Source organism: Alloactinosynnema sp. L-07, assembly GCF_900070365.1.
Classification (GTDB): Bacteria; Actinomycetota; Actinomycetes; order Mycobacteriales; family Pseudonocardiaceae; genus Actinokineospora.
In genome coordinates this window covers 5018152-5044556 of sequence record NZ_LN850107.1, presented here as the reverse complement: position 1 = coordinate 5044556, position 26405 = coordinate 5018152, and the positions used below count along the sequence as shown (strand labels likewise).

The window sequence follows — 26405 nt, the reverse complement described above, 5'->3', positions numbered from 1 at the left end:
ATAACTTACGCAGTATCGCGTATGGGGTACGCAGTAAGGAGGGGAAGATCATGGAAACCACCGCCGGTCGTAAGGAGTGGATCGGGCTCGCCGTCCTGGTCCTGCCGTGTCTGCTGGTCTCGATGGACGTCAGCGTGCTGTTCTTCGGCCTGCCGTTCATCAGCGCCGATCTCGGGCCGAGCGCCAGTCAGCAGCTCTGGATCATGGACACCTACGGGTTCGTCCTGGCAGGCCTGCTGATCACCATGGGCGCGGTCGGCGACCGTATCGGCAGGCGAAAACTGCTGCTCATCGGCGCCGCCGCGTTCGGCGCGGCCTCCGTCGCCGCCGCGTACGCGAACACCGCCGAGATGCTGATCCTGGCCCGCGGCGTCCTCGGCCTGGCGGGCGCGACGCTGATGCCGTCCACCCTCGCCCTGGTCCGCAACATGTTCCACGACGCCGCGCAGCGCAAGACCGCCATCGCCGTCTGGACCGCGGGCCTGACCCTGGGCGCCACCATCGGCCCGATCGTCGGCGGCTTCCTGCTCGACCATTTCTGGTGGGGCTCGGTGTTCCTGATCAACGTTCCGGCCATGATCCTGCTGCTGATCGCAGGCCCCCTACTCCTCCCGGAGTTCCGCGCGCCGGAGTCCGGCCGCTTCGACCTGCCCGGCGCGGGCCTGTCGCTGGTCGCCATGATCACCCTGATCTACGGAATCAAGCGCGCCGCGATCGACGGTGTCGACGGGCTCGCACTGGCCGCCTTGGCACTGGGCTTGGCGCTGGCGGTCGCGTTCGTCCACCGGCAGCGGACCACCGCCTATCCGTTGGTCGATATCTCGTTGTTCCGCAACCGAACCTTCAGCGCGTCGGTGCTGATCAGCGTGGTCAGCATGTTCTGCTTCATCGGGATCACGCTCTATACCAATCAGTATCTGCAGTTGGTCCTCGGGATGCGGCCATTCACCGCGGCGTTGTGGTCGCTGGCGGTCATGCCGGGCGTGATGATCGTGATGACGGTGTCGGGCGTGCTGGCCAACAAGGTCAAGGTGTCGGTGCTCGTCCTGTCCGGCCTGGTGATCCTGACCGCGGCGTTCGTCATCCTGACCTTCGTCCGCGCCGACTCGCCACTGTGGCTGATCCTGGTCGGCGCAGGCCTGGTCGCCTCGGGCGTGCTGGTCACGACATCCCTGCTGGCCGACCTGATCCTCACCGCAGCCCCACCCGAACGCGCGGGCACGGCGTCGGCGGTGTCGGAAACCGGCAGCGAACTCGGCGCCGCACTAGGCATGGCCATCCTCGGCAGCATCGGCGCCGCGATCTACCACAACGAGATGGCAGCCCCCGTCGCCTCCCTACCCACCGACGCCGCCCGAATCGCCCGCGACACCCTCGGCGGCGCCGTGTCTCTAGGTGACCCGGCTGTGATCCAGGCCGCTCGGGTCGCGTTTACCCACGGCTTCACGGTGACAGCGGTCGTAGGTGCGATCGTGGTGGCGCTGACTTCGGTGCTGGCTTACCGGGCCCTGCGGCACGTGCCGGTGACGGCGAAGGAAACCGTAACCGCCTGAGAACTGTGTTGTGTCCTGCCTGTTGGGCATGGAGGTTGGGGGCAATTCTGATTCGCGACAGCGTCTCGTCGATCGGATGATCGAAGCCGTCCATGCGCCATTTGGGTGGTGTGGTGGGTATTGGCCGTATCGAATCGTCGTCGCCGACCGACATGGTGTCCACAGCAGCCCATCGGGACCTGGAGGAAATTCGCCATGCCACCGCCCACTGAGGGACGTCGGGATCGCATACACGAGAACGGCACCTGGGCCGACGATCCTGAAGTGGTCCCGTTGGCCACCGAACTGATCGAACTGAAGGCGTGGCTGGGCGAGAGACCGACCGAATAATGCTTCAGAGTTCCCTCAGTAGGCACTCCTCTGAGGGAACTCTGACTGCCTGCTCTCGCACTCGCTCGGGCAGGCAAAGATCCTTTGGCGATACCCCATCGCGTGTTGCCGAATTGACGGATACCAAGTCACGGTCTCGGCTATGGCAGAAAAATTCAGCGGGACCGGACAGTGTGCGACAAGACCTGTCTTCGTCGCAGCTCTGTGGTGGTGCCGCCGGTTGGTTCGTGACCGCGTCGCGTCGTGCTCACAGCAGCACAACCTCTCGAATCGTGTCGTTGCTCCGGAGGAGAACGGTGGCGTCTTCTTCCTTGACCGAGCGGTAGACGAACTCGCCGTAGCCAACCAGCCTGCGTAGCGCTTCGGTCAGGCTCACGCCTTCTCTGTCGATCACGAGCTCTAATGCGCGGACCATGTCCGGCGTGATCGCGACGTTGATCCGCTTCGGTTCCGGCTTCGTCGGCTTCGAGCGATCTGGGGGGTCTGGCGTCAGGTCCTGCTCGGTGTCGGTCTCCGTGGCTTGCTCGGGAGGGGAAGTCTTCATCTGGGCACGCTCCCTTGAGTCCGAGGAACACGATCCCCGAACTCACGATGACGGCAGCGGGGATGGTTGGCGCCATCGCCCTGCCGGCGCGCTGAGTCCCAGCGCGGGATGGGTGGGTGTCGGTATTGGTTCGGCATCCACGAGTCGACCGGCTGCCGATCGTGGTACCTACCGGTAAGTGTAGCCACACTTGCGTAGAGTTTCAACACGCATCAACTGCGCTCTACCCACATAGTACGTGTGCCAAGTGTGTATGTTCGATGGTAATCTTGCGCCGAATGGGTCTCGACGCCACCCGGAACCCCCGCTCCGGGGGCGTCTCCCGAAAGGCTGGCGTCCGATGCGAAAGCGCACACCGACGCGCCAAGCTCCCGGTTCGTATGACGTGCTTGCGAACGGAACCTGGCTCGAGGAACTGCCTGAAGACCACCAGGTCGTCGACCGCCCCCTGGTTGTGACCAAGGAGAGCGGCCTGCAGGTGGTCGCGGCTGATGACTGACATCACCACCCAGTCGGGGCGAGGCGAGGACGGGGAGTCCGAGGGGCCAGTGTGGTCGGACCCCAGCGACGCGGTCGCGGGCGCGGGGGAGACGTGGTCGGACGGCGACACCGCTGCCGCGGATCGCGAGCTGATCGATACGCACACGCTTTTCAAGCTTCAGACCGAGCGCGCCGAGCTCGCCGCGGCACGGAAGGCTCAGGGTGAGACCCGGCGGCACAACATGAGGATGCAGGTCCGTGTTCTGAGCGGTGTCGGCCTCGTCTTCGCGTTCACCTTGGTCCTGCTGGCCATCGGCCTCTGGCGCGATCTCTTCCCGCTGGAGTTCGCCACGGAACTGATGCGCATGGTGATCCCCACCGTATTGGGGGCGGGTCTGACGATCGTCGGCGTGTTCTTCCGCAGCAACTCGGGGGGCGGCGAGGCTTAGTGGTCAAGTGAGGCGCGTGGAACCCGCCCTCCCGGCGCTGAGAGACTGACGCGCGGGAGGGTCTGGCGTATCTATACCCAGGCGATGGCTATCGCGGAACGTGCCCATTTGGTAGGCGGATAGACCAATACACCCCTGTGGGCGGCGCCACAGGGGGTTGGATATCCTGTTGTTCATACTGTTACGTACCGTATTTCCCAAGCTGGCGAAACAACGGCGTCCCGCTTGAGTGTCTGGGCACACCGCAGCGGGCGGGGGTCTCCATCAATCCAGGTGGGGACAATCGAGAGGGTCGGTCCCGGAGTTGGCGCTCCCCCGGCCCTTCTCAAACCACTCGGCTTGGAGTTGTGTCGCCCGGACCGCCGCTGCCGTTACCACCACTGACTGACAGTCGCGATTCAAAGCGATGCGTAACCATACTTTGCCTGACGGCCGTACTGTTAGCCAGCCGTAAACTGTACACCTGATCGGGTGCATTTCTCCGTAACGGCAATTCTGCGTACTTCTCGCACGACCCTGATGCGCCGTGGGCCCCTTGCGCGCGGCAAGAGGCCCACGGTTTGTTGTCTGCTTACGCGCCTGCGGCGATGTCGTTGTCCTCGGATTCCTCAAGGGCCTTCTCCGAGCCCTTGAGGTTCTTGCCGTTGGTCGGACGACGGCGGTTGCCCTGGCGGGGCAGTGCGGTCGGCGGGGGCGGGGTGGGGCTGCCGCCGCCGAGCATGAGCTCGGCGAAGGTGGCCATGGCCTCGTCCAGGTGGCCGCCGATGCGGCGGACCGACTCCTCGTTGGTCTTCTTCACCAGGGTCTCGACCGAGGACGAGTCCGGCTGGTTGGACAGAGTGCCCTCGACCTTGCTCAGGCTGGTCTGGATGGCACCGCGCAGGTCGCCGAGTTTGGCGGTGAAGCCGTCCTCGACGGTGTCCAGGCGGGTGGTCATCTCGTCGAGGCGCTCGGTGACCTTCTCCAGGCGCTGGGCCAAGCCCTCGAGGCGGTCGCTGGCGTCGACGGTCTCCTGGGTCTCGCGGAGGGCCTCGCGCAGGGCGAGGGTGGCCTCTTCGAGCTTGCCGTGGACCGCGTCGCGGGTTTCGCCGAGGGAGGTGCCCAGTTCGGCGCGGGTGCCGTCGAGCTGCTCGGTGGCGGCGTCGAGTTTGCCGTGCAGCGAGTCCGAGGTCTCGGTGACGCGGCCGTGCAGCGCGTCGGTCGACTCGGTGAGTCGGACCCGCAGGGCCTCGGCGGTCTCGGTGACCTTGGCCTGCAGGGCGCCCGCGGACTCGACGAGCTTGCCGTGCAGCGAGTCGCTCGACTCGGCGAGCAGGCCGTGCAGGGCGTCGGTGGACTCGGCCAGCTTGGTGTGCAGCGAGTCGGTCTTGCCGGTGGTCTCGGCGATCTTGACCTGCAGGGCGTCGGCGCTGGCGGTGACCTTGCCGTGGACCGAGTCCGAGGTCTCCGACACCACGCGCGCCAGGGCGTCCTTGGTGCCGTCGAGGTGCTCGTGCACGCCCTCGTCGACCTCGTCGAGGCGGCCGCGCAGCGCGGTCTCCATGATCTCGATGCGCTCGCGCACCGGACCGGTCGACAGCGACGGGACCTGGTCGATCTTGCCGTCCTGCTTGTCCAGGTGGTGATCGAGTTCGTCGATGCGGCGGTGGATGTTGAGGAGCTTGTCCTCCAAGCCGTCCATCCGGCCCGCGACACCCTCGAACCGGCCCGCGACGCCGTCGAGGCGGCCGTCCAACTGGGCGAACGGGGTGGCGAGCTTGTCGACGATGCTCTCGACCGCACGGCCGATGGCGGCGATGGCGGTGTCCTGCGCCTCCAGCTTCGACATCGCCGCGTCCAGGCGCTCGGCCAGGACGCCGACCTCGGTGCGGTCGGGCATCTCGGACAGGCGCTTACGCACCGATCCGATCGACTCCAGCGGCGACAGCCTGGCGTGGATCTCGTCCAGGGCGTCGAAGATCTGCTGCTGTTCGCTCTCACGGATCTCGGCCGCGCGCGTGAGCATGTTGCGCATCCGGTCGAACGACACCGTGGGGTTGTTGCTCTCGTTCACGGAGGTGACCTTCGTCCTGGGGAGGGGAGATGCAGACGACTCTGGGGAGCCTAGCCAGTCCCAAAAGGCGTCCATACACCACCCGTTGATAGTTCGTCGGCTCAGACACGGCGGATTGGACCGTTCGGCGTAGAGCCGTGCCGCATTGAGTGCGGCGCCCGCGAACCATACGTGACGGCCTAGCTACCCGATCGGGTGACCGCGAGAAGTGAGTACCGTGTCCACATGTCGAATCCGTCCTCGGCACCGGTCACCCCGGAAGCCATCCTCACCGCGCCCAAGGTCCTGCTGCACGACCACCTCGACGGTGGTCTGCGCCCAGCGACCGTCATTGATCTTGCCGAGGCGGGTGGGTACAAATCCCTGCCCACGACCGATGCGGGCGAACTCGGCGCCTGGTTCCGCGACGCGGCCGATTCCGGGTCGCTGGTGCGGTATCTGGAGACCTTCGCGCACACCTGTGGGGTGATGCAGAACGAGGCGGCGCTGGTTCGCGTGGCGGCCGAGTGTGCCGAGGATCTCGCCGCGGACGGTGTCGTCTACGCCGAGGTCCGGTACGCGCCGGAGCTGTTCTGCGAGCGCGGCCTCGAACTCGACGCGATCGTCGAGGCGGTCGAGGCGGGCTTCCGCGAGGGCGAGCGCCGGGCCGCCGCGGCGGGCAGGCCGATCCGGATCGGCACCCTGCTGTGCGCGATGCGCCAGAACGCGCGCTCGCTGGAGATCGCCGAACTCGCGGTGCGCTACCGCGACGCGGGTGTGGTCGGGTTCGACATCGCGGGCCCGGAGGCCGGTTTCCCGCCCACCCGAAACCTGGACGCCTTCGAGTACCTGCGCCAGCAGAACGCGCACTTCACCATCCACGCGGGCGAGGCGTTCGGGCTGCCGTCGATCTGGGAGGCGTTGCAGCACTGCGGTGCCGAGCGGCTCGGGCACGGGGTGCGGATCATCGACGACATCGAGGTGCGCGACGACGGCTCCGTCCACTTGGGACGGCTGGCGGCGTATGTCAGGGACCGGCGGATCCCGCTGGAGATGTGCCCGTCGTCGAACCTGCAGACCGGCGCCGCGCCGTCGATCGCCGAGCACCCGATCGGGCTGCTGACCCAGTTGCGCTTCCGGGTCACGGTCAACACCGACAACCGGCTGATGAGCGGCTGCTCGATGTCGAGCGAGATGGCGGCGCTGGTGGAGGCGTTCGGCTACGGCTGGGCGGACCTGCAGTGGTTCACCATCAACGCGATGAAGTCGGCGTTCATCGGGTTCGAGGAGCGGCTGGCGATCATCAACGACGTGATCAAGCCGGGGTACGCGAAGCTCCTGGGCATGTGAACAATCCTACAATTCAACAGTAGGATTGTTGGACAATCCTAAATGGATCGAGGTGGCAGGCGATGTGTCGGTACGCCGAGATCATCTACAAGGTCCACTACGTCTGCGTTCCATGTCGCCGGAGCAACAAGTACGCCTGGGACGGGGCGGTGCACCTGTGCACGTCGTGTCGGCGGCCGATGATCTTCGCGGGGCACGACTTCGCCGCGCCGCCTCGACGGGACGAATCCGGGTGGGACGCGGTCGCCGCCGTGCTCGGTGCGGGGCTTCGGTACGAGGGGTTCGAGCTGTGCGGCTGTGGCCGGACGCCTCAGTCTCGGCCACGGACCGGGGCGCTGGTTCGGGTTCGGCGCCAACTCGCCGAGCGCTCAGGTAAGTCGGATGCCGAGGCGTTGGCGGCTCGGGACCCCTACGACCTGGCCTGAGCGCTCGGCCTCGCCTGATCGCCCTACTGTGGCGGCGGGATTGTTGAACAAGTGAACGTTTGAACGTTGGGATTGTTCTACAAAACTGAACGAGGGGCCGGAAGATCCGGCCCCTCGTTCACAGCTTGAGGATCAGTGCGCGCGGAGCCGGTCCTCGAAGGTCTGCACCAGCTTGTTCCACTGCGCCGACTCCGTGTCGAATGGGGCGCTGGGGGCCAAGCGGGTCGGGTCCGGGGCCAGGATGAAGCTGACCAGCCAGCCCAGGCTCTCCGACTGGTTGAGCGCCTCGGTGACCGATCCGTCGTCGGCCCAGTCCGCGGTGTCGGTCAGCAGCTCCACCGCGAGGTCGAGCTGCACCGGGTCGACCGCGTCCACGCCTTCGGCCAGGTCGTCGCCGAGGCCCTGCAGCACATAGGTGTTGTCGGTCTCGACTTCGAGTTCCAGGCTGCCGTCGGTGGCCTTGGTGGCCACCTCCTCCCACGTCGACACCTCGGCGAGGTCGTTGTCGCCGTGGTCGCCGGTGGCCAGGAACTTCGCCAGGCCGCGCGCGGAGCCCGCGACGTCGATCTTGCCGTCGGAGCCGAGGAAGATCGGCTCGTCGTCGAGGTAGCAGCGCAGGGTGTAGTACTCGTGCCCGCTGACGATGATCTTGATCGGGTCGATGCCGACCTCGCCCCAGAAGCCGACCGGAACCTCTTCCTCGGCATCTTCGGTGGTCTCGGCGACGGGCTCGATGTCGTCGTCCTCCGCGGCGGCGTCAGCGGCCTCGGCCGCGTCGGCGTGGAAGGCGGCGAGTTCCTCGGCGCTCTTCTCCAGCGCGACCTCGTCGACCGTCGGGACGGTGACCACCGAGTCCAGCGCGTCGAGGACCTCGTCCCAGCGCTCGGCGATGGTCTCGGCGAGGTCGGTCCACAGGCGCTCGCCGTCGCGGCCGGTGAACGGCAGGGTGCCCTGGTTGAGCACCGCGAAGCCGTCGGCCGAGTTGAGCACCTCGTGCACCTCGTCGAGCTCGCACACGTCGGCCAGCGAGCGCACGATCTCGACGATCTCGGCGAGTTCGCCGATCGTCCAGGTGTCGGGCTCCTCCGCGGCCAGCTCCGGCACGCCGACCAGGTCGTACTGGTGGGCCTCGTCGGGCATCAGCTCGGCCACCGACAGCGCGGGCACCAGGTGCCAGGCCGGGTGGTCGGACAGGTCGTGCTCTTCGGTGGTGCGAACGAAAGCGGCGAGATGGGCGGCGTCGGGGAACGCGTAGAGGTCGTCCTCGTGGCCGAGGAACGCCTCCCATTCCTCACCTTCTTCCCGCCAGCGCGGCGCCCACAGCGTGACGACGTCACCCTGGGGCAGCCCGAGCTCGATCGGGACGATGTCCTGGGCCATTGGAGGTCCTCCTGGTGCGCGCAGCCATCGGCGTACGTGGGGTGCAGGCGGCAGCCTACGGGGTCGGGATCACCGGTCCGAACGTAGGGAGGACAGGTCGAACGACAGCGGATCGTCGGGGTCGAAGCCGTCATCCTCGACGGGTTCGCGCTGTGACCGGTCGGCGCTCGAACGCAACCGTTCATCGCGCCCGCGCTGGAACTCCTCGGCCGTTATGCCGCCCGCGTTGGGCTGTCTGGCCGGAGCCGACCGGCCAGAGATCAACTCTATGGCGTAGGTCATAGTGTCGCCCAGGATCGGGGCGAGCTTGTTGTAGCCGGCTTGGGTGGCCTGGTCCATGGCGGCTTGGGCCACCATCACGATGAGCCTGCCGAGTTGGTCGGCACCCCAGCGGACCGCGTCGGGGCGCAGCCACAGCTCGATCAGCTTGCCGCGGCCGTCGACGGTGACCCGGATGCTCTGGTGGTTGTCGTAGGCGGTGCCGCGCACGCTCTGCAGCACGGTGTCGATGCCCGCCAGCGCTTCCTGACGCGCGCGGCCGTCCTCGATGAGCTGCTTGGTGGACCGGCGGACCGGCTCGCGTTCGGTCATCTGGTCCGCCGCGGGCGGTGGCCGAGTGGGCTGTCGAACGCCTCGTCCTCATCGTCGTCGTCGGGCTCGTAGCCCAGCGACGTCAGGTGCTTCTCGCCTTCGGGCCCCAGGACCGGCGCGAGCGTCTGGTGCATCGCGGCCCCCGCGCGCCGGGTCGCGCGCTCGGCCAGCGCCATGATCTGCGCGGCCAGCGCCTCGGACCCGCTCGACAGCGCGGCCGGGGTCAGCGTGACGGAGCTGAGCAGGCCGCCGGGGCGGACCTCCACGGTGACCGCGCCGTCGCCGCTGGCGGCTTGGCCGGTGACCGGCCCGATCCGCTGCGCGCGCTGCTCCGTCTGCTCGACCTTGCGCTGGACCGCGTCGAGCTCATGACCGATATCGATCTCCACGGAGCTAGTGTGCCGCAGGCTCAGCCGGTCGGCCGGTAGAAACCGACGAACGGCATCCCGGAGTTGGTCGTACGCAGCGGGCCGACCTGCACCGGGTCGCCAGCCTCGACGATCTGGCCGTTGCCGATGTACATCGCCACATGGCCCTCCCAGCAGACCAGGTCGCCGGGCAGCAGCTGGTCGGCCGACGGCACCTCGGCGCCGATATCCTGCTCGCGGGACGTGCGGGGGATGTCCAGGCCGCCCTCGCCGTAGGCGTACTGCGTCAGGCCGCTGCAGTCGAGGCCCGACCCCGGCGCCGTGCCGCCCCAGACATAAGGAACACCGAGCTGGCTCAGCGCGGCGCGCACGGCCTTCGCGGCGGTCTCGTTGGGCGCCATGACCGAGCTGCCGTCGGGCAGGTTGACCTGCACGCCCGTGCCCGGCTGCGGCGGGATGGCCATCGGCAGCCTGCGCTTGGTGGCCACACCTCCGCCGCCACCGCCTCCGCCGCCCCCTCCACCACCGCCGCCTCCGCCCCCACCGCCGCCTTGGCGGTCGTTGTAGGCGGTCGGCGAGGTGGCGCCGGATGGGGTGGTCGACTGCGAGCCGCCGGTCAGCTTGGTGACGACGCCGCTGAGCTGGGTCATCACGGTGTCGAGGTTCGTCGACGTGTCGCCGGTGAGCTGGGCGGCGTAGCGGGCCAGCTCGGTGAGCTTCTGCTGCGCGCCCGCCGGGTCGCCCGCCTGCCGCAGCGCCGCGGCGGCCTGCAGGAGTTCGGCGGCTTTGCGGTTGAAGTCATCGATCTGGTCCTGGTTGACCTTCTGGCCGACCTTGAGGATCTCGCCTGCCTCGCGCACGGCCTGCTGCACGCCCGCGCTGTACTGACTCAGCTCGGCGCCCGCCTGGCTCTGCCCGCTGACGTCGGACTGGTGGCGGGTGCTGCCCTGGCCGGTCCAGCCCGCATGCAGCGCGGTCGCGTTCCGCGTGGCGTCGTAGGCGGTGGTGTCGAGGGTCGCGCTGACCGTGGCGTGCGCGCCGCCGATCCGGTCGATCGCGGCGTCGTCGGTGGCCAGGTGGCGCTGGGCGGTGGCCGCGGGCTGAATCATCGGCTCCAGCAGGTCGCGCACGGGGGCGGTCACGAGATCTCACCCGCCGCCCGCCGCAGCGCGGCCGTCGCGTCGTCCTCGGTGCTCTGCATGTTGGTCCAGGTGTTGCGCACGGCCTCGGCGGTGTTGCCCATGCTGTCGGCCAGCCCGCGGACGCGCTTGAGCTGGTCCTGGGTGGCCGAGCGGATCGCCTGGCTCAGCCCGACCTCACCGCCGATGATCGAGAACGCCTCGTCGCCGAACTCCCCGTGCGGCGCGAGATCCTTGTCGGCCATGCCCCTGAGCTGGTCGGCCAGCGGGTTCACCCCGGCGGTGTATGCCGCGAAGGCGTCTTCCTCGCCGTAGTAGCCGCCGGTGTCCGGTCGCGTCACATCTCCCCCTTGTGTCGCGCGCTTGGACGCACGCCACGCCTGCCTGGCTCCCTCGGAATTCAGGTTAGGGCACCGTGCTCAACTGGGTGGGAAGTTATCCACAGCGCACCCCGAACGGACGACTTTCGCAGGTGAACACGGTAATATGGAGCTTGCGAGACGCCGTTCAACCTCGACCTGGGAGGCCAGTGTGGCCGACGTGCACGACGTCGCCGCCGCGATTCTTGCCGAGACCGGGCCGGATTCGCCGATGCGGTTGCAGAAACTGCTCTACTACGTGCAGGGATGGCACTTGGCCACGAGTGGCAAGCCGGTGTTCCCCGACCGCATCGAGGCGTGGCGCGCGGGTCCGGTGGTTCCCGAGGTCTACAAGCATCACGAGGGCAAGCGCGAGGTCGCCTGTTGGGACGAGGGCGACCCGGACCGCCTCGACAGTGAATACCGCGAGACCGTGCGGTGGGTGGTGGCCCGGTACGCGGGCTTCGACCGCCACCAACTCAGCGCGATGACCCACGACGAAGAGCCATGGCGGGTGGCCAGGGCCGGACTGTCCGACGACGAGCCCAGTTCTGAGCCGTTGTCCGAGCAGGTCATGGCCGCGTATTTCGGCCGGTTGACCGTCGACTCGGAGACGGCCATCGCCCAAGCGGTGGCCAACGCGCGGCTCGAAGGAATGGAGGTCTCGGCCGAGGCCATCGACTACGCACGCGCGGTCGGTCGCGGCGAGATGACCACCGATGAAGCCGTGCGTCGGCGGATCAAGGAACTAGTCGGTCGGTGACCCAGAGCGACCCCTACACCGATCCCGCGACCGGTGTTCTGTTCAACCTGTTCGAACTTGACGATCCCGTGGCACTCGCCGAGGTGGAGCGCGACATCACCTTCCTCCGCGAGGACGACCTGCGGCGCGCGCCCCTGCCTGGCCAGTTCGACTTCAGGCACCTGCGGGCCTACCACCGGCACCTGTTCCGCGACATCTACGAGTGGGCGGGGGATCCGCGCAGGGTCAACATCGCCAAGCCGGGCGCCTTCTTCGCCAGCTGGCTGCATGTCGAGACCGCACTGCACGAGGTGTTCGCCAAGCTGCACAAGGAGAATCTGCTCGTCGGGCTCGACCGGGCCACTTACCTGGCCCGATTCACTTACTTCTTCATCGAGGTCAACGTCGTCCACCCGTTCCGAGAAGGCAACGGTCGAACGCAGCGGGCGTTCTTCCGCCACCTCGCGGCGCACGCTGGTTGGGAGCTCGACATCGCCACCCTGGTGGGTGCCCACTACATCGAGGCTTGCAACGGCGCGATGCTCGGCGAACCGGGTCGGCTCGCCGAGCTTTTCGACGCCGCTTTAAAGCCGATCTAGACGCCCATCGGGTGCCACACGGTCTTGGTCTCCAGGACCGCCCGCAGCCTGCTGATATCCGGCTGCCGGGCCCAATCCTGCTCAGCCGCGCGCAGCACCCGCTTGACCGTGCCCGACGCCGACGCCTCCAGTTCGGCGCGCAGGTCGTCCGGGGCGCCGGTCAGATCCAGGGCGTTGACGTCGGCGTGTGAGGCCAGCCACGGAGCCAGCTCTGCGGTGTGGCCGGTCAGCAGGTTGACCACGCCGCCCGGCACGTCCGAGGTCGCCAGGACCTCCGAGAGGGTGATGGCGGGCAGCGGTCGGTCCTGGCTGGTGACCACGACCGCCGTGCAGCCGGTCGCGATCACCGGGGCGATCACGCTCACCAACCCCAGCAGCGACGACTTCTGCGGCGCCAGCACCGCGACCACGCCGGTCGGCTCCGGCACCGAGAACGAGAAGTACGGCCCCGCCACCGGGTTCGACGCGCCCAGGACCGTGGCGATCTTGTCGGTCCAGCCCGCGTACCAGACCCAGCGGTCGATCGCGGCGTCCACAATGGACTGGGCCTTCTTGGCCTGCACGCCCTCGCTGGCCGATACCTCGGCGACGAACTGCTCGCGCCTGCCCTCCAGCAGCTCCGCGACTCGGTAGAGCACCTGGCCCCGGTTGTAGGCGGTGGCGCCGGACCACTTGCCGAAGGCGCCGCGCGCCGCCACAACCGCGTCGCGAACGTCCTTTCGGGACGCTTGCGCGGCGTTGGCGAGGAATTTCCCGCGCGAGTCCACGACCTGGTAGGTGCGGCCGGATTCCGACCGTGGGAACGCTCCGCCCAGGTACAGCTTGTATGTCTTGGCGACGCTGAGACGATCAGACATCGAGGTAAGCCTCCAGACCAGTGCGGCCACCCTCGCGACCGAAGCCAGACTCCTGGTACCCGCCGAACGGCGCGGTCGGGTCGAACCGGTTGAACGTGTTGGCCCACACCACGCCCGCGCGCAGCTTGTTGGCCATCCAGAGGATCCGCGAGCCCTTCTCGGTCCAGATCCCGGCCGACAGCCCGTACGGGGTGTTGTTGGCCTTGGTGACCGCCTCGTCTGGCGTGCGGAACGTGAGGACCGACAGGACCGGGCCGAAGATCTCCTCGCGGGCGATCCGCATGGCCTGGCTGACGTTGGCGAACACGGTCGGGGCGAAGAAGAAGCCCTTGTCCGGCAGCGGGCACGACGAGGTCCACCGGATCGCGCCCTCGGACTCGCCGGTGGCCACCAGCTCCTGGATCTTGGTGAGCTGCTCGCGCGAGTTGATCGCGCCGACGTCGGTGTTCTTGTCCAGCGGGTCGCCGATGCGCAGCGTCGAGACGCGCTTGTGCAGCTTGGCCAGCAGTTCCTCGGCGATCGACTCCTGCACCAGCAGGCGCGAGCCCGCGCAGCAGACGTGGCCCTGGTTGAAGAAGATGCCGTTGACGATGCCCTCGACGGCCTGGTCGAGCGGCGCGTCGTCGAAGACCACGTTCGCGGCCTTGCCGCCGAGTTCGAGGGTGAGCTTCTTGCCCTTGCCCGCCAGCGACTTCTGGATGATCTTGCCGACCTCGGTGGAGCCGGTGAAGGCCACCTTGTTGACGCCGGGGTGGTTGACCAGCTCGGCGCCGACGTCGCCGGCGCCGGGCAGGATGTTGACCACGCCCGGCGGCAGCTCGGCCTGCTGGATGATCTCGGCGAGGACCAGCGCGGACAGCGGCGTGGTCTCGGCGGGCTTGAGTACGACGGTGTTTCCGCAGGCCAGCGCCGGGGCGATCTTCCACGCGGCCATGAGCAGCGGGAAGTTCCACGGGATGACCTGGCCCGCCACGCCAAGCGGCTGCGGGTCGGGTCCGTAGCCCGCGTAGGCCAATTTGTCGGCCCAACCCGCGTGGTAGAAGAAGTGCGCCGCGGCCGTGGGCACGTCGACGTCGCGGGATTCCTTGATCGGCTTGCCGTTGTCCAGGCTCTCCAGGACCGCCAGCTCACGCGACCGCTCGGCCACCATCCTGGCGATCCGGTAGATGTACTTGGCCCGCTCGGCACCCGACATCGGGCCCCACACCTTGTCCTGCGCGCGGGCCGCGGCTTTCACCGCGCGGTCCACATCGGACGGTGCGGCGGTGCTCACCTCGGCCAGCACCTCCTCGGTGGCCGGGTTGATCGTCTTGAGCGGCTCACCGGCGCCTTCGACGAACTCTCCGTCGAGGAACATCCGGTAGCTCGGCTTGAGGTTCGCGATGCCCCGCGACTCCGGCGCGGGGGCGTAGTCGAAGGTCATCTCTAGTCCACCGTCACATAGTCGGGGCCGCTGTAGTTGCCTTCCAACTGCGTGCGGCGCTGCATGAGCAGGTCGTTGAGCAGGCTGGAGGCGCCGAAGCGGAACAGGTGCGGGTCGAGCCACTGCGGGCCTGCGACCTCCTGGACGGCCACCAGGTAGCGGATGGCGTCCTTGGTGTTGCGGATGCCGCCCGCGGGCTTGACCCCGCGCAGCTCGTCCGTCGCGGCGTGCCAGTCGTGCACGGCCTGCAGCATCACGTGGGTCACCGGCAGGGTGGCCGCGGGGGAGACCTTGCCGGTGGAGGTCTTGATGAAGTCGCCGCCCGCGAGCAGGGCCAGCCAGGAGGCGCGGCGGACGTTGTCGTAGGTGGCCAGCTCGCCCGTCTCCAGGATGACCTTGAGATGGGCGTCGCCGCAGGCGTGCTTGATGGTGCGGATCTCGTCGAAGACCTGTCCGTAGTGCCCGGACAGGAACGCACCCCGGTCGATCACCATGTCGATCTCGGTGGCGCCCGCCTCGACGGCCAGCTCGGTGTCGGCGATCTTGATCCGCAGGCTCGACCGGCCGGAGGGGAACGCCGTGGCCACGCTCGCCACCCCCACCCCGGTCCCCTGGACCTCGGCGACGGCGGTCTCGACCATGTCCGGATAGACACAGACCGCGGCGACGTGTGGGACGTCGGGCCGCTCCGGATCGGGCCTGCGGGCTTTGGCGCACAGCGAGCGGACCTTGCCCGCGGTGTCGGCGCCTTCGAGGGTGGTCAGATCGACCATGGCGATCGCCATGTCGATCGCCCACAGCTTGCTGGCCTTCTTGATGCTGCGGGTCGCCAGGCCAGCGGCCCGCTGCTCGACCCCGACCTGGTCCACGCCGGGAAGGCCGTGGAGGAACCGCCGCAGCGAGGTCTCGTCGCGGGTGGCGTCGGCGAACTCGGGAGGGATCGACGTCTTCGTCGAGGACACAGCCATGGTCTGAGTCTAGGCCGCGGCGGCCGTCTCGACCCGGGCGTCGCCGCTGGCCCGCCACACCCGCCACGCCAGCGCGATCAGCCAGAGGCTCCACAGTAGGTAGCCGACGAAGTTCGCCAGGTCGGCGCCGGGGACGCCGAGGGGGACGAGCACGCCGGACAGGATCAGGGCGGCGGCCGGAATAGCGAGGACGCGCAGGCCGAACTGCCGGGCGACGACCAGGGTCCATGCCGCCGTGGCCAGGTAGCCGAAGGTCTCGCCGACGACCGTGCCCAGGATGGTCGACACCGTGCGGAACGTCTCCGGGTCCTCGATGAACGGCACGATCGCGGGCCACCGCAGCAGCCCGATCACCTGCACCGCGGCGGCCGTCACCCCCAACGGCACGATCCAGTCCGGCCGCGGGGTCCGGGCGACGAGGCCGAACGAGATCGGGGCGAGCAGCCCGGCGCTGAGGGCCAGCAGGAGGAACAGGGTCGACACCGCGACCTGGTTGTCGGCGAAGCGGTCCATGACTTCGAGCGGCGGGTAGGCCAGGACGTCGGGGTAGTCGAACACGATCCCGAGGCCGAGGAAAGCCAGGTTGGCGCCGAGGGCGCCCGCGACGAGGAGAGCCGGAAGCATGAGGAGCCTTTCTCTGCACGGCGTACAATAATGATACACCGTACAGTGTTGCTCCATGGAAGACGAGACCTCCCGCCGAGGCCCCAAGCGCAGCCTTTCCGCCGACCAGATCGTGACCGCCGCGATGGGCATGTTCGACGGGGAGACACCCTCGATCCGCGGGGTCGCGGCCCGGCTCAACGTGCGCCCGAACACGCTCTACACCTACCTGCCCGACCGGGCCGCGCTGGAACGGGCGCTGGTCGACCGCCTCCTGGCCGAGGCCGACCCGGACGTCCTGGTCGGCCGACGCGGCTGGCGGCGGCGGATCGAGGACTATGCGATCAGCCTGCGCGAGGTCCTCCTGGAACGACGCGGGGCTGCAGCCCTGTTCCACGCGGCGCCGATGGACGGCCCGACCGCCGCGATCGTGGGAGAACGGCTGCTGGGCGCGTTCGTGGAGGCCGGACTTGATCCGATCAGCGCGTCACGCGCGGCCTACGCGGTGATCGTGCACGTCCTCGGCTCAGTCGCCCTCACCACCGCCGACCTGGGCGACAGCACCGAGGCCGCCCTGGTCGAGGCCCGAAGCCACCTCGCCATCGATCCCGACGCGTTCCCGCTGACCGCGTCGACCTTGGAGACGGCGGCGACCTGGAACACGGTGGAACAGTTCAAATGGTCGCTGCGCGCACTGCTAGAAGGCTGCGTCACCCCACCACGCGCGTCATAGGGTGTGGCTATGGGCCGTATTCGGCGGTGAGGGTGGCGGGCAGGCAAACAGGCATCACACGCCCAAGCGAGCTTGCGAACCTATTCCTCGATCTCCCGAACCTTCTTCTCCTTGCGCCGCTTAGGCGACCGCACATCCACCCCGCCCATCATCGCGAACCCAGTCACCCGCACGACCGGCGACCCAGGAGGCGCCTGCGTCCGGACAGAATTCGCGAACCCACCCATGAACCCAGACCCATTCACGAACACCGTCACGTCCTCAGGCACAGTGATCTCCACCCCACCCATCAACGCGAAAGCCTGAATCACAGTCTCACCGGACTCAAACGTCGCCTGGGTCAGATCGATCTCCACCCCGCCCATCACCGCGATAGCGTTGAACGTCGGCGGAACCACCCAAACACCCTTGCGATCAGACCCCGACATCACCGCGATCGCGCTGGACGAAGTCCCACGCCCACCAACCCTGGACGACGGCGCGAGAGGCGTGGCCAGCGGCTGCGGCGCGGTGTTCAAACGGGGCACGACCTGATGCCCCGGCAGGTCGCGGACCACCGGCTCCAACTCGCCATACGTCTTCGCCGCGTAGACCTGGTCGAGACGTTCCTCGAGTTCGTTGACGGTCAGCCTGCCCTCGGCCATCGCGTCGTGCAGGATCTTCGAGAAGCGTTCCCGGTCGGCGTTGGACGCGCGCATCTCGTGGGGGCCTGGGATCCCTGGCTGCTCGCTCACGCAAGGCAGCGTAGCGCTAACGGGTGACGGGGCGGCGGAAGAGCTACCGTGGGCGCCATGTCCGACACCCAGCCGTCCTTTCGGTCCGAGCAGATCAACCCAGGCGACCTGGCCCGGTTGGTCGACGTGCTCGACCGTCAGGCGGCGCTTCCCGGCATTGTGCGGCTGCGGTCGTGGGCGATGCTCGCGCTGGCGCCCAGGCCCGGGGAGCACGCTCTCGACGTGGGGTCCGGCACCGGTTCGGAGGTGCAGGCGTTCGCCGCGGTGGTCGGGTCGGCGGGGGACGCGGTCGGCGTCGAGCCCAACCCGTGGATGCGCGCGGTGGCCGAGGAGCGGGCCAGCGAGCACGCGTCGTCGGCGCGGTTCATCGAGGGCAACGCCTACGAACTGCCGTTCCCCGACGCGACGTTCGACGTGGTGCGGTGTGAGCGGGTCTTCCAGCACCTGGCCGATCCGGAGCGGGCCGCGGTCGAGATCGCGCGGGTCCTCAAGCCGGGCGGTCGGGCCGTGGTGATCGACTCCGACTGGGCGACCGCGATCATGCATCCCGGCGACCCTGAGGTGCTCAGCGCGTTGTCCGGGTCGATGCTGGCCGCCACCCCGAACCCGTACAGCGGCCGCAGGCTCGCGGGTCAGCTGACCCGCGCCGGGCTCAAGGTCACCGACATCGGCTCCCAGGCGCTGCTGCAGGAGTCCGACGCCACCGGGGACGGCTCCTTCCTGCGCGTGATGGCCGCCATGGCCGTCGCCCGGGGCGTGATCACCGAGGACCAGAGCACGGCCCTGGTCGACGAACTGGCAGTCGCCGCCGAGGTAGGCGACTTCCACATGTCGGTGACGATGTTCGCCGTACTCGCGCACAAGGTCTAGACGCGCGTCGCCTGGCCCCGGCGTTCCAGTTTGTGCCATGGCAGGCGCACGCCCGAGACCGCTGTCGCCACCGACTGGATGACGACCAGGTACATCAGCTGCCGGTAGACGAACTGCTGCAGCGGCAGCGCCAACAGCGGCCGCAGCCGTTCGCCGTCCAACTGGAACGCGATCACCGCCGGGATGGTCTGCAGGATCAGGAATCCCAGCCAGGTCAGCGTCGTGGCCACGGCGTCGCCGGTCAGCAGGCCGAACAGGGCCGCCACGTCGACGACCGGGGCCAGCACCGGCAGTAGGACCTGGAACAGCAGCAGATAAGGCAGCCCGCGACGGCCCAGCTTGCCCGCGGCACCGCGTTCGAAGACGGCGTGCCTGTGCTTCCAGACCGCTTGCAGCGTGCCGTAGCACCAGCGGTAGCGCTGTTTCCACAGCTGGCCGAGGGTGTGCGGGGCCTCCGTCCAGGCCACCGACCGTTCCGAGTAGACGACCCGCCAGCCGTCGCGCTCCAGGGCCATGGTCAGGTCGGTGTCCTCGGCCAGGGTGTCCTCGCCGACGCCGCCGACGGCCAGCACCGCGGAGCGGCGGAACGCGCCCACCGCGCCGGGCACGGTCGGCATGCACTGCAACACGTCGTACATCCGCCGGTCGAGGTTGAAGCCGATCACGTACTCGATGTGCTGCCACTTGCCGAGCAGGCCGTCGCGGTTGCCCACCTTGGCGTTGCCCGACACCGCGCCGACGGTCGGGTCCCGGAACTGGGCGGCCAGGGTCGGCACCGCGTCGGGTTCCAGCACGGTGTCGCCGTCGACCATCACGACCAGTTCGGTGCGCGCGGCGGCCAGGCCGGTGTTGAGCGCGGCGGCTTTGCCCGCGTTGGCCTGGCGGATCAGCCGGACCCTGGGCAGCCGCAGGTCGGCCACGATGTGCGGGGTGTCGTCGGTCGATCCGTCGTCGATCACGATGACCTCGACCGGGTGCCGCGAGCGCAGCACCGAGCGCAGCGTGGCCTCGATGCCCTTCTCCTCGTTGTACGCGGGCACCAGCACGGTCACGGGGTCGGCTACGGGGCTCGGGCGGTCGCGCCGGACCCGGCGGACGTGCATCCCGGTCGTGGCCAGCACCAGGATCGTGCGCAGCGCGGCCACCACCGTGGCTGCGATCAGCAGGAACTCCAGCGCGCCCGTGACGAACTCCGCCAGCTGCACGATCGCGACCAGCAGCAGCCCGCCGAGGCGGGTGAGCAGGTCGGGGCGGCCGCCGGTGTCGACCAGGCCCGTTGTCTCGGTGACGGTCCCGACGACCCAGCCGCGGGCCTGCAGGTCGGGGATGAGTCGGTCGAGCGCCGCCACGGTCTGGTCCCGGTCGCCGCCCGCGTCGTGCATCAGCAGGATCGCGCCCGCGTCGGACCTCGGTGTCGAGTTGGCGACGATCGCGTCGACGCCGGGCCTGCGCCAGTCCTGGGAGTCCAGGTCGGACAGCACCGTCAGTCGCCCGTCGTCGCCCAAGCGCAGCGCGGCCACCCAGGCCGGGTCGTCGAGCGACGCGGGGGTGGCGGCGTAGGGCGGGCGGACCAGCGCGGTCGTGCGGTCGGCGGCCCAGGCCAGCGCCAGGTCGGTGGCGCGTAGCTCCAGCCAGGTCCGGGTCTCGCCCGCCGTGCGCAGGTCGGTGTGGGTGGTGGTGTGGTGGGCGATCTCGTGCCCGCGTTCCTCGATCTCCTCGACCAGACCCGGGTGCCGGGCGACGTTGGCCCCGGTGACGAAGAACGTGGCGTGCACGTTGTGCCTGGACAGCACGTCGAGGATCTTCGGCGTCCACTCCGGGTCGGGGCCGTCGTCGAAGGTCAGCGCGAACATCTTGTCCTTCGGCCGGACCGTGCGCGGGGCCTCGCCGCGCGGGTCGATCACCGCCCCGCCTTCGCGCGCCGCGGCGGGGACTCCGGTCGCGGAACCGGTCGGGGACGCGTGCTCGGTGCCAAGTCCGCCGGTCAGGAACGCGTTGACGGCGAGCAGTCCGGTGACGGCCAGCAGGATCGCCGAGAGCAGGACCCAGTGCGCACGCGGCTTGCGGGCCTTGAGATGCCGGGCCACTAGCGGGGCGGCTTGGTCGGGCGGTCGGACGGCCTGCCCGGGGTCGGGTTGCCCGGTTTGCTGGTCGTTGTGGTGGTCTCGCCCGCGTCAGCGGTGGTGGTGGTGACCGGAGCGCCCTGGGCAGGCTTGGTCGAGGCCTTCGTCGTGGTGGTGGTCGCGGGCTTGCGGGTGGTCGAACTCGCCGGTCGGCTCGGGTCGCCCTGGTCGGGCTGTTGCAACGGGACGGCGGGCGCGGACGGCGGCGGCGGCACCGGCAGCGACGCGGTCGGCCCGATCGGGGCCCCGAGCAGGGCCGCGACGAGCAGGCCGCCGACGGTGGTCAGCGTGCCCACGGTCACGAGCGTGGTGGTGCGCACGGTCTTGCGGCGTCTCCCGGTGGGGTCGACGAACACCGGTGCGGCGGATCTGTCGGGCATCGTCACTCCAGCTCGGCGGACGGCTCACCCTAACGGGTGGCGTGGGCCGAAGGAATGACACCGCGAGCGCGGTGGCCTTTGCCGAAAAACTCGGTCGGAGCCGCTACCGTGTCGCCTCATGGATGTGCTCGTCGTCGACCACCCCCTCGCCAGGGCCCGCCTCACCGTCATGCGCGACGCGCGCACCGACAGCGCGACCTTCCGCGCCGCGCTGCACGAGCTGACCGTGATGCTCACCTACGAGGCCATGCGCGGGGCGCCGCTGCGCACCGAGCGGATCCACACCCCCGTCGCCCGCACCGACGGGCACTGGCTGGCCAACCCGCCGCTGCTGGTGCCGGTGCTGCGAGCCGGGCTGGGCATGGCCGACCAGGCGCACAAGCTGATCCCCGACGCCCAGATGGGCTTCGTCGGCCTGGCCCGCGACGAGGAGACCCTGCAGCCGACCCCATACATGGAGTCGCTGCCCGACGACCTGTCCGACCGCCCGGTCTTCGTCCTCGACCCGATGCTCGCCACCGGCGGCTCGATGGTCTACACGATCAAGCTCCTGGTCGACCGCGGCGCCACCGACGTCACCGCCCTGTGCGCGCTGGCCGCCCCGGAGGGAATCGAACACCTCCGGCAGGCCGGTCTGCCGGTCCGCCTGGTCACCGCGAGCATCGACGAACGCCTCAACGAGTCCGGCTTCATCGTCCCCGGCCTCGGCGACGCGGGCGACCGCCAATACGGCGCCCGCTAGGGCTATTCGCCGTTCACGACCTGAATGATTCGCGGGGCGAGGAAGTATCGGACTCGCCCTGGACTGCTGACTTCGGCGAGGATTCCGCCGGGCTCCTGATAGACCGAGAGATCGAGCAGCGGAGCCGGGAGTAGACCCCATTCGATCAGCAACAGAGTGACCAGGAGCCAGCCAACGCGTCCGCTTCCGTCCACGAACGGGTGGCCTTCGATCCTGCCGGAGAGAACAGCCTCCCGCCTGAGCATGGTCTTTTGTCAGCAGGTGTTCGCGCCGGCGTCCACCTATGTCAGTTGCGCCGCTGCCGTTCGGCGATCGTCAGGCGCATTGATATGGGCTCCGTTGTGATACTCAAGTCGATTTAGGTATCACAAGTGAGCCCTGGTGGGAGTTAGGTATCAGTCGGGGCTGGCTGCAGCCAGCCCGCCAGGTTGTTGCGCAGGGCGGTCTCGTAGGTCGACGAGACGTCCAACCCGGGTGGGAGGGCGCCGGTGAGTTCCAGCGAGACGAATCCGTGCACGATCGCCCAGCACGCCATCGTCATCGAGGCGGCCGGGCCGGTGAACACCCCGGACTCGACGCCCGCGCTGATGGTCCGCAGGAGCGGGGCCAGCGCCGAGAGCGCGAGGGCGTGGGCTTCCTCGTCCGGTTCGAAGCCGGGGATGGCATCGCCGAACATGATGGCGTAGAGGTGGGGGTCGGCCACGGCACTGTCGCGGTAGGCGATGCCGAGGTGGACCAGGTCTTGGTGGGGGTCGCCGGTCGGGGTGACGGCGTGCAGGCGGCGGCCGAGGCGGTCGAACGCCTCCACGTATAACTCCCGGACCAGGGCGGGTTTGCCGCCGAACAGGGAGTAGACCGCGGTGGTGGAGGTGTCGACGTCGGCGGCCAGTTTGCGCAGGCTCAACGCGGACGCGCCCTGGGTGGAGAGGAGTTCGCCTGCTCGGTCGAGCAGGCGGACCCGGAGTGCGTCGTCGTGGGTCTTCGGTCTGGGCACGCCATAGCGTACCGCGAATGGGTTTTGTAACACAGTTATTGGTATCACGGTGGTACCATCGGATTATGGCGATGACCTTGCGACTGACCGACGAGGAGAACGCGCGGCTCGATGAGCTCGCCGCCGCCGAAGGGCGCTCCAAGCAGGAGATCCTGCGCCTGGCGCTGGCCGACCGGTGGGCCAGGCTGCACAAGGAGGAGCAGCTCGGCGAGGTGCTCGGCCGCGTCTTGCCCCGCTACCGGGGCCTGCTCGACCGCATCGGCACGGTGTGACCCGGCCGGTGACGACCTATCTCGATGCCAGTGACCTGCTCGTCCTCGCCGCCGCGGTGACCGGTGGCGACCTGGTGGTCCGCGACCTCGGCCTGCTCGACTCCGCCGCGCACCGGCCCCGCGCCACCGTGCTCGGAGTGGAGGCCTACGACACGCTCTGGCTCAAGGCCGCCGCCCTGCTCGACTCGATCGTCCGGGCCCGCCCGCTGGTCGAGGGCAACTGGCGTCTGGGCTGGGTGGCGGCGGTGACCTTCTGCGACCTCAACGGCTGGTGGATCGACGCCGACACCGATCAGGCCCTGGAGGTGGTCCGCGAGGTCGGTCGCGGCGCCATCGAGGTGCCGAAGATGGCCGAACACCTGGAAGCGTGGGCTCTGCCCAAGGAGAGTGATTTGTAGTTGACCTGGAGCGCACTCCAGGTCCTACCGTCGATGGCGTGACTTACCCGATCGCCGAGGCGGCCCACCGCAGTGGACTGTCGATCGACACCCTCAGGTACTACGAGCGCATCGACCTGATCGCCCCGCCCGCGCGCGACGCGGCGGGCCGTCGCGCCTACTCCGACGACGACCTCGCGTGGCTGACCTTCCTCACGCGGCTGCGCACGACGGGCATGCCGATCAAGCTCATGCGCGAGTACGCCCGACTGTGCAGACAGGGCCCGGTCACCGCGGCGCCGCGCAAGACGATCCTTGAGGAGCACCGCGCCGATGTGCGCGCGCGGATCGCCGACCTCCAGTCGTCGCTCGCGGCGCTCGACTACAAGATCGACAACTATGAGCGCATCATGCGCACTCAGGAGGCTTCCGCATGACCACCCGGCTGTTGCGCGACCTGCGCGTCGGCGCCCAGGGCCTGGGCTGCATGGGAATGAGCGAGTTCTACGGCAAGACCGACGACGAGGAGTCGATCGCCACGATCCACCAGGCGCTGGACTCGGGCGTGACGCTGCTCGACACGGCGGACATGTACGGCCCGCACACCAACGAGGTCCTCGTTGGCAAGGCCATCGCCGGTCGGCGCGACGACGTCGTGCTGGCGACGAAGTTCGGGGTCGTGCGCGACCCGGCCGACCCGACGGCACGCGGGATCCGCGGTGACGCGGCCTACGTGCGGTCGTCCTGCGAGGCGTCGCTGCGGCGGCTCGGGGTCGACCACATCGACCTGTACTACCAGCACCGGGTCGATCCATCGACGCCGATCGAGGAGACGGTCGGCGCGATGGCCGACCTAGTGGCGGAGGGCAAGGTCCGGTATCTCGGGCTCTCCGAGGCGGGCGCGGCGACGATCCGCCGCGCCGACGCTGTGCATCCGATCACGGCCGTGCAGTCGGAGTGGTCGCTGTGGTCTCGCGACATCGAGGCCGAGGTGGTGCCTACGATTCGCGAGCTGGGGATCGGCGTGGTGGCGTACTCGCCGCTCGGCCGCGGCTTCCTGACCGGCCGGTTCGCCTCGCGCGCCGACCTACCGGAAGGTGACATCCGGGAAAAGTTCCAGCCGCGGTTCGCGGAGGGCAACTTCGAGGCGAACCTGGCCATCGCGGAGGTCTTGCGGGCGTTGGCCGCCGATCGCGGGGTGACCGCCGGGCAGCTTGCCCTGGCGTGGGTGCACAGTCGCGGGTCCGATGTCGTCCCGATTCCCGGGACCAAGCGACGCGCGTATCTGGCGGAGAACCTGGTCGCCGTCGATGTCGAACTCGGCGAGTCCGACATCGCGGCGCTGGAGGCGGCGGTCCCGGTGGCGGCCGGGGACCGGTATTTCCCGGAGTCGTTGGCGACCACCAACAAGTAGCCGTGGTGCGGTCGCCCCTCCATCCGGGAGGGGCGACCGGCTTAGTGGGGTTACCTGCAGACGGCGGCGACGACGCCGATGTGCGCGCAGGTGACGGTAGCGCTGTCGTTGGCGGGCGTCGGGTCCGCGGGCACGCTGGCCACCCGCTTGGCGGTGATCTTGTAGGTGTTGATGGTCAGTGGGCCGAGCGGGATGCGGAAGGTCTTGGTCGTGCTAGCGCCGCTGGCCATCGGTTCGATGGCGCAGGTCAGCACCCGGTTCGCGACGGTGCAGCCCGGGCCGGGGACCACGGTGGTGCGGGCGGGCAGCGCCGCGGTGATGGTGGCGCTGTCGACGGTGTCGGGGCCGTTGTTGCGCACCGAGATCGTGTAGTCCAACGCCGGGACCAGCACGCCGAGGCGCGGGGTGGCCGTCATCGTGACCGCGAGGTCGGCGAAGTCGGGGACGGTGATGTTGCGCATGACCGAGACGCCGTCGGCGAAGCGGTTGGTGGTGACCAGGTCGGGCCGTGCGTCGACGTCGACATCGACGGCGTGCACCTCGGTCGGAGTGGTGCCGGTCGGCAGGGGCGTGGCGGGGACGAACGTGCCGTCGCCGTTGCCCAGGATCGCCACCGAGTCCGCGCCCGCGATGGCCACGGCCAGGTCGTGGTCACCGTCCATGTCGAGGTCGGCGACCGCGACGCTGAACGGGTTCGGGCCGACCGCCTGGGCGGTGGGGGCGCTGAAGGTGCCGTCGCCCGCTCCCAGCAGCACCGCACTGCTGCCGTCGCCGTAGTTGGCCGTGGCCAGGTCGGTCTTGCCGTCGCCGTTGAAGTCGCCCGCGGCGATGTCGATCGGGTTGGCGCCCGAGGCGGACTGCGCCGCGGCGCCGAAGGTGCCGTCGCCGTTGCCCGCCAGGACCGAGACGGTGCCGGTGAAGAAGCCCGCGATGGCGATGTCGGGCTTGGTGTCGGAGTTGAGGTCGGCGAGCACGACGCCGCGTGAGTAGCCGCCAGCGGCATAGTCGGTGGGGGTGCCGAGGGTGCCGTCGCCCGCACCCAGCAGGACGGTCACGCCGTTCGGCCTGCTGATCACGACATCGGCCTTGCCGTCCCCGTTGAGGTCGCCCGCGGCGATGCCCTCCGCGCCACCGCTGACCGGGAACTTGACCGATGGGTCGAACGTCCCGTCGCCGCGTCCGCGCAGGATGGCGACGTGGCCCGCGATCGTCACCGCCAGGTCGGCCTTGCCGTCGCGGTCGAAGTCCGCGTCGGCGAGCCCGGTCGGCTCCTCACCCGGATTCACCGCGGCGCGCGCCGCGAAAGCGCCGCCGCCGGTGCCGAGCAGCACCGACAGTTCCCACTGGTAGCGGTCGGCGGTGACCAGGTCCGGCCTGCCGTCCCCGTTGAGGTCGGCGTCGATCACGGCCTCGGGGTGGTTCCCGGTCGCGTAGTCGACGCGGGGGGCGAAGGTGATCGGGTTCGCCGCCGACGCGGGGGTCGACGTGGCGAGGGCGACGACCGCCGCGCAGGTCAGGACTGGAATTGCCCGCGAGCGCGCGCGTGTGGCCATGGGACTACCTCCGAATGGGCG

Annotated in this window: 28 protein-coding genes and 1 pseudogene; 13 read left to right on the top strand and 16 right to left on the bottom strand. The window is 69.1% G+C overall.

Features of this window, described 5'->3' with window-relative positions; translation table 11 throughout:
• Positions 1 to 50: 50 nt before the first annotated feature.
• Complete coding sequence (locus BN1701_RS22535) at positions 51 to 1553, top strand: MFS transporter (RefSeq protein WP_054051949.1); 1503 nt, start codon at positions 51 to 53, stop codon at positions 1551 to 1553.
• A 577-nt stretch (positions 1554 to 2130) separates the two neighbouring features.
• On the opposite strand, the gene BN1701_RS22530 is transcribed toward BN1701_RS22535, so the two are convergent.
• Entirely contained in the window at positions 2131 to 2427 is a 297-nt protein-coding gene (locus BN1701_RS22530) for a hypothetical protein (protein ID WP_054051947.1), read from the bottom strand.
• A gap of 491 nt (positions 2428 to 2918) precedes the next feature.
• Here BN1701_RS22530 and BN1701_RS22525 point away from each other — a divergent pair, with 491 nt between their 5' ends.
• Positions 2919 to 3356, top strand: coding sequence for a hypothetical protein (locus BN1701_RS22525; RefSeq protein ID WP_054051945.1), 438 nt, complete (start codon positions 2919 to 2921; stop codon positions 3354 to 3356).
• A 1503-nt stretch (positions 3357 to 4859) separates the two neighbouring features.
• Here the strand turns inward: BN1701_RS22525 and BN1701_RS38300 are convergent.
• Positions 4860 to 5370: pseudogene (locus tag BN1701_RS38300) on the bottom strand (hypothetical protein); the annotation flags it as partial.
• Between the two features lie 264 nt (positions 5371 to 5634).
• Between BN1701_RS38300 and BN1701_RS22515 the strand changes: the two are divergent.
• Positions 5635 to 6738, top strand: coding sequence for an adenosine deaminase (locus BN1701_RS22515; RefSeq protein WP_054051941.1), 1104 nt, complete (start codon positions 5635 to 5637; stop codon positions 6736 to 6738).
• A 62-nt stretch (positions 6739 to 6800) separates the two neighbouring features.
• Positions 6801 to 7163 (top strand): hypothetical protein, encoded by a 363-nt coding sequence (locus BN1701_RS22510; RefSeq protein ID WP_197672133.1) that lies wholly within the window; start codon positions 6801 to 6803, stop codon positions 7161 to 7163.
• A 132-nt stretch (positions 7164 to 7295) separates the two neighbouring features.
• On the opposite strand, the gene BN1701_RS22505 is transcribed toward BN1701_RS22510, so the two are convergent.
• The 5 genes from BN1701_RS22505 to BN1701_RS22485 all read right to left on the bottom strand — a co-directional run bounded on the left by BN1701_RS22505 (position 7296) and on the right by BN1701_RS22485 (position 10982).
• The gene (locus tag BN1701_RS22505) at positions 7296 to 8543 is read right to left on the bottom strand and encodes a hypothetical protein (protein WP_054051939.1); all 1248 of its coding nucleotides are present in this window, start codon (positions 8541 to 8543) and stop codon (positions 7296 to 7298) included.
• Between the two features lie 69 nt (positions 8544 to 8612).
• The gene (locus BN1701_RS22500; RefSeq protein WP_054051937.1) at positions 8613 to 9134 is read right to left on the bottom strand and encodes a YbaB/EbfC family nucleoid-associated protein; all 522 of its coding nucleotides are present in this window, start codon (positions 9132 to 9134) and stop codon (positions 8613 to 8615) included.
• Positions 9131 to 9523 (bottom strand): YbaB/EbfC family nucleoid-associated protein, encoded by a 393-nt coding sequence (locus tag BN1701_RS22495; protein WP_054051934.1) that lies wholly within the window; start codon positions 9521 to 9523, stop codon positions 9131 to 9133. Before BN1701_RS22495 ends, BN1701_RS22500 begins: the two co-directional genes overlap by 4 nt.
• Before the next feature lie 20 nt (positions 9524 to 9543).
• Positions 9544 to 10644 carry a C40 family peptidase gene (locus tag BN1701_RS36525; protein ID WP_054051933.1) on the bottom strand — a complete coding sequence of 367 codons (1101 nt, stop codon included), beginning with the start codon at positions 10642 to 10644 and terminating at the stop codon, positions 9544 to 9546.
• Positions 10641 to 10982: a hypothetical protein gene (locus BN1701_RS22485; protein ID WP_054051931.1), complete on the bottom strand. Its 342-nt coding sequence runs from the start codon at positions 10980 to 10982 to the stop codon at positions 10641 to 10643. The genes BN1701_RS36525 and BN1701_RS22485 overlap by 4 nt, the downstream gene beginning before the upstream one ends.
• A 190-nt stretch (positions 10983 to 11172) precedes the next feature.
• On the opposite strand from BN1701_RS22485, the gene BN1701_RS22480 reads away from it, so the two are divergent.
• Positions 11173 to 11763 (top strand): type II toxin-antitoxin system antitoxin SocA domain-containing protein, encoded by a 591-nt coding sequence (locus tag BN1701_RS22480; RefSeq protein ID WP_054051929.1) that lies wholly within the window; start codon positions 11173 to 11175, stop codon positions 11761 to 11763.
• Positions 11760 to 12341, top strand: a complete 582-nt coding sequence (locus BN1701_RS22475; RefSeq protein WP_054051927.1) for a Fic family protein — start codon at positions 11760 to 11762, stop codon at positions 12339 to 12341. The genes BN1701_RS22480 and BN1701_RS22475 overlap by 4 nt, the downstream gene beginning before the upstream one ends.
• Here the strand turns inward: BN1701_RS22475 and BN1701_RS22470 are convergent.
• The 4 genes from BN1701_RS22470 to BN1701_RS22455 are packed head-to-tail and all read right to left on the bottom strand — an operon-like array spanning position 12338 to position 16213.
• Positions 12338 to 13198: an aldehyde dehydrogenase family protein gene (locus BN1701_RS22470; RefSeq protein WP_054051925.1), complete on the bottom strand. Its 861-nt coding sequence runs from the start codon at positions 13196 to 13198 to the stop codon at positions 12338 to 12340. The genes BN1701_RS22475 and BN1701_RS22470 overlap by 4 nt on opposite strands.
• Entirely contained in the window at positions 13191 to 14621 is a 1431-nt protein-coding gene (locus tag BN1701_RS22465; protein WP_054051923.1) for an aldehyde dehydrogenase family protein, read from the bottom strand. The genes BN1701_RS22470 and BN1701_RS22465 overlap by 8 nt, the downstream gene beginning before the upstream one ends.
• A 2-nt stretch (positions 14622 to 14623) precedes the next feature.
• Positions 14624 to 15589 carry a deoxyribose-phosphate aldolase gene (gene deoC, locus BN1701_RS22460; RefSeq protein WP_054051921.1) on the bottom strand — a complete coding sequence of 322 codons (966 nt, stop codon included), beginning with the start codon at positions 15587 to 15589 and terminating at the stop codon, positions 14624 to 14626.
• A 9-nt stretch (positions 15590 to 15598) separates the two neighbouring features.
• A complete protein-coding gene (locus tag BN1701_RS22455) occupies positions 15599 to 16213 on the bottom strand; it encodes a hypothetical protein (protein ID WP_054051919.1) in 615 nt (204 codons plus the stop codon).
• A gap of 55 nt (positions 16214 to 16268) precedes the next feature.
• Here BN1701_RS22455 and BN1701_RS22450 point away from each other — a divergent pair, with 55 nt between their 5' ends.
• Positions 16269 to 16925, top strand: coding sequence for a TetR/AcrR family transcriptional regulator C-terminal domain-containing protein (locus BN1701_RS22450; RefSeq protein WP_054051917.1), 657 nt, complete (start codon positions 16269 to 16271; stop codon positions 16923 to 16925).
• Between the two features lie 80 nt (positions 16926 to 17005).
• Here the strand turns inward: BN1701_RS22450 and BN1701_RS22445 are convergent, their stop codons facing one another.
• Positions 17006 to 17659, bottom strand: a complete 654-nt coding sequence (locus BN1701_RS22445) for a DUF1707 domain-containing protein (protein WP_054051915.1) — start codon at positions 17657 to 17659, stop codon at positions 17006 to 17008.
• A 57-nt stretch (positions 17660 to 17716) separates the two neighbouring features.
• On the opposite strand from BN1701_RS22445, the gene BN1701_RS22440 reads away from it, so the two are divergent.
• The gene (locus BN1701_RS22440) at positions 17717 to 18529 is read left to right on the top strand and encodes a methyltransferase domain-containing protein (protein ID WP_054056046.1); all 813 of its coding nucleotides are present in this window, start codon (positions 17717 to 17719) and stop codon (positions 18527 to 18529) included.
• Here the strand turns inward: BN1701_RS22440 and BN1701_RS22435 are convergent.
• Both BN1701_RS22435 and BN1701_RS35910 read right to left on the bottom strand, forming a co-directional pair.
• Entirely contained in the window at positions 18526 to 20616 is a 2091-nt protein-coding gene (locus tag BN1701_RS22435) for a bifunctional polysaccharide deacetylase/glycosyltransferase family 2 protein (protein WP_054051913.1), read from the bottom strand. The two genes, BN1701_RS22440 and BN1701_RS22435, sit on opposite strands and share 4 nt — an antisense overlap.
• Positions 20616 to 21032, bottom strand: a complete 417-nt coding sequence (locus tag BN1701_RS35910; RefSeq protein WP_157368161.1) for a hypothetical protein — start codon at positions 21030 to 21032, stop codon at positions 20616 to 20618. The genes BN1701_RS22435 and BN1701_RS35910 overlap by 1 nt, the downstream gene beginning before the upstream one ends.
• A gap of 118 nt (positions 21033 to 21150) precedes the next feature.
• Here BN1701_RS35910 and upp point away from each other — a divergent pair, with 118 nt between their 5' ends.
• Positions 21151 to 21774: a uracil phosphoribosyltransferase gene (gene upp / locus BN1701_RS22425; protein ID WP_054051908.1), complete on the top strand. Its 624-nt coding sequence runs from the start codon at positions 21151 to 21153 to the stop codon at positions 21772 to 21774.
• A gap of 388 nt (positions 21775 to 22162) precedes the next feature.
• Here upp and BN1701_RS22415 read toward each other — a convergent pair whose 3' ends face one another.
• Positions 22163 to 22768, bottom strand: coding sequence for a TetR/AcrR family transcriptional regulator (locus BN1701_RS22415; RefSeq protein ID WP_054051906.1), 606 nt, complete (start codon positions 22766 to 22768; stop codon positions 22163 to 22165).
• A gap of 65 nt (positions 22769 to 22833) precedes the next feature.
• Here BN1701_RS22415 and BN1701_RS22410 point away from each other — a divergent pair, with 65 nt between their 5' ends.
• The 4 genes from BN1701_RS22410 to BN1701_RS22395 are packed head-to-tail and all read left to right on the top strand — an operon-like array spanning position 22834 to position 24831.
• Positions 22834 to 23040 (top strand): ribbon-helix-helix protein, CopG family, encoded by a 207-nt coding sequence (locus tag BN1701_RS22410; RefSeq protein ID WP_054051904.1) that lies wholly within the window; start codon positions 22834 to 22836, stop codon positions 23038 to 23040.
• Between the two features lie 8 nt (positions 23041 to 23048).
• Complete coding sequence (locus BN1701_RS22405) at positions 23049 to 23438, top strand: type II toxin-antitoxin system death-on-curing family toxin (protein WP_054056045.1); 390 nt, start codon at positions 23049 to 23051, stop codon at positions 23436 to 23438.
• Between the two features lie 38 nt (positions 23439 to 23476).
• On the top strand, positions 23477 to 23854 hold the full coding sequence (locus BN1701_RS22400) for a MerR family transcriptional regulator (protein WP_054051903.1): 378 nt from the start codon (positions 23477 to 23479) through the stop codon (positions 23852 to 23854).
• Entirely contained in the window at positions 23851 to 24831 is a 981-nt protein-coding gene (locus tag BN1701_RS22395; protein ID WP_054051902.1) for an aldo/keto reductase, read from the top strand. The genes BN1701_RS22400 and BN1701_RS22395 overlap by 4 nt, the downstream gene beginning before the upstream one ends.
• A gap of 50 nt (positions 24832 to 24881) precedes the next feature.
• Here BN1701_RS22395 and BN1701_RS38020 read toward each other — a convergent pair whose 3' ends face one another.
• Positions 24882 to 26384, bottom strand: a complete 1503-nt coding sequence (locus BN1701_RS38020) for an FG-GAP-like repeat-containing protein (protein ID WP_054051901.1) — start codon at positions 26382 to 26384, stop codon at positions 24882 to 24884.
• Between the last annotated feature and the right edge of the window lie 21 nt (positions 26385 to 26405).

What these genes read in the sequence shown, in the direction of transcription:
- BN1701_RS22535 (WP_054051949.1), top strand. Translation starts at nt 51, where the DNA reads ATGGAAACCACCGCCGGTCGTAAGGAGTGGATCGGGCTCGCCGTCCTG.
- BN1701_RS22530 (WP_054051947.1), bottom strand. Translation starts at nt 2,427, where the DNA reads ATGAAGACTTCCCCTCCCGAGCAAGCCACGGAGACCGACACCGAGCAG.
- BN1701_RS22525 (WP_054051945.1), top strand. Translation starts at nt 2,919, where the DNA reads ATGACTGACATCACCACCCAGTCGGGGCGAGGCGAGGACGGGGAGTCC.
- BN1701_RS22515 (WP_054051941.1), top strand. Translation starts at nt 5,635, where the DNA reads ATGTCGAATCCGTCCTCGGCACCGGTCACCCCGGAAGCCATCCTCACC.
- BN1701_RS22510 (WP_197672133.1), top strand. Translation starts at nt 6,801, where the DNA reads ATGTGTCGGTACGCCGAGATCATCTACAAGGTCCACTACGTCTGCGTT.
- BN1701_RS22505 (WP_054051939.1), bottom strand. Translation starts at nt 8,543, where the DNA reads ATGGCCCAGGACATCGTCCCGATCGAGCTCGGGCTGCCCCAGGGTGAC.
- BN1701_RS22500 (WP_054051937.1), bottom strand. Translation starts at nt 9,134, where the DNA reads ATGACCGAACGCGAGCCGGTCCGCCGGTCCACCAAGCAGCTCATCGAG.
- BN1701_RS22470 (WP_054051925.1), bottom strand. Translation starts at nt 13,198, where the DNA reads ATGTCTGATCGTCTCAGCGTCGCCAAGACATACAAGCTGTACCTGGGC.
- BN1701_RS22465 (WP_054051923.1), bottom strand. Translation starts at nt 14,621, where the DNA reads ATGACCTTCGACTACGCCCCCGCGCCGGAGTCGCGGGGCATCGCGAAC.
- deoC (WP_054051921.1), bottom strand. Translation starts at nt 15,589, where the DNA reads ATGGCTGTGTCCTCGACGAAGACGTCGATCCCTCCCGAGTTCGCCGAC.
- BN1701_RS22455 (WP_054051919.1), bottom strand. Translation starts at nt 16,213, where the DNA reads ATGCTTCCGGCTCTCCTCGTCGCGGGCGCCCTCGGCGCCAACCTGGCT.
- BN1701_RS22450 (WP_054051917.1), top strand. Translation starts at nt 16,269, where the DNA reads ATGGAAGACGAGACCTCCCGCCGAGGCCCCAAGCGCAGCCTTTCCGCC.
- BN1701_RS22440 (WP_054056046.1), top strand. Translation starts at nt 17,717, where the DNA reads ATGTCCGACACCCAGCCGTCCTTTCGGTCCGAGCAGATCAACCCAGGC.
- BN1701_RS35910 (WP_157368161.1), bottom strand. Translation starts at nt 21,032, where the DNA reads ATGCCCGACAGATCCGCCGCACCGGTGTTCGTCGACCCCACCGGGAGA.
- upp (WP_054051908.1), top strand. Translation starts at nt 21,151, where the DNA reads ATGGATGTGCTCGTCGTCGACCACCCCCTCGCCAGGGCCCGCCTCACC.
- BN1701_RS22410 (WP_054051904.1), top strand. Translation starts at nt 22,834, where the DNA reads ATGGCGATGACCTTGCGACTGACCGACGAGGAGAACGCGCGGCTCGAT.
- BN1701_RS22395 (WP_054051902.1), top strand. Translation starts at nt 23,851, where the DNA reads ATGACCACCCGGCTGTTGCGCGACCTGCGCGTCGGCGCCCAGGGCCTG.
- BN1701_RS38020 (WP_054051901.1), bottom strand. Translation starts at nt 26,384, where the DNA reads ATGGCCACACGCGCGCGCTCGCGGGCAATTCCAGTCCTGACCTGCGCG.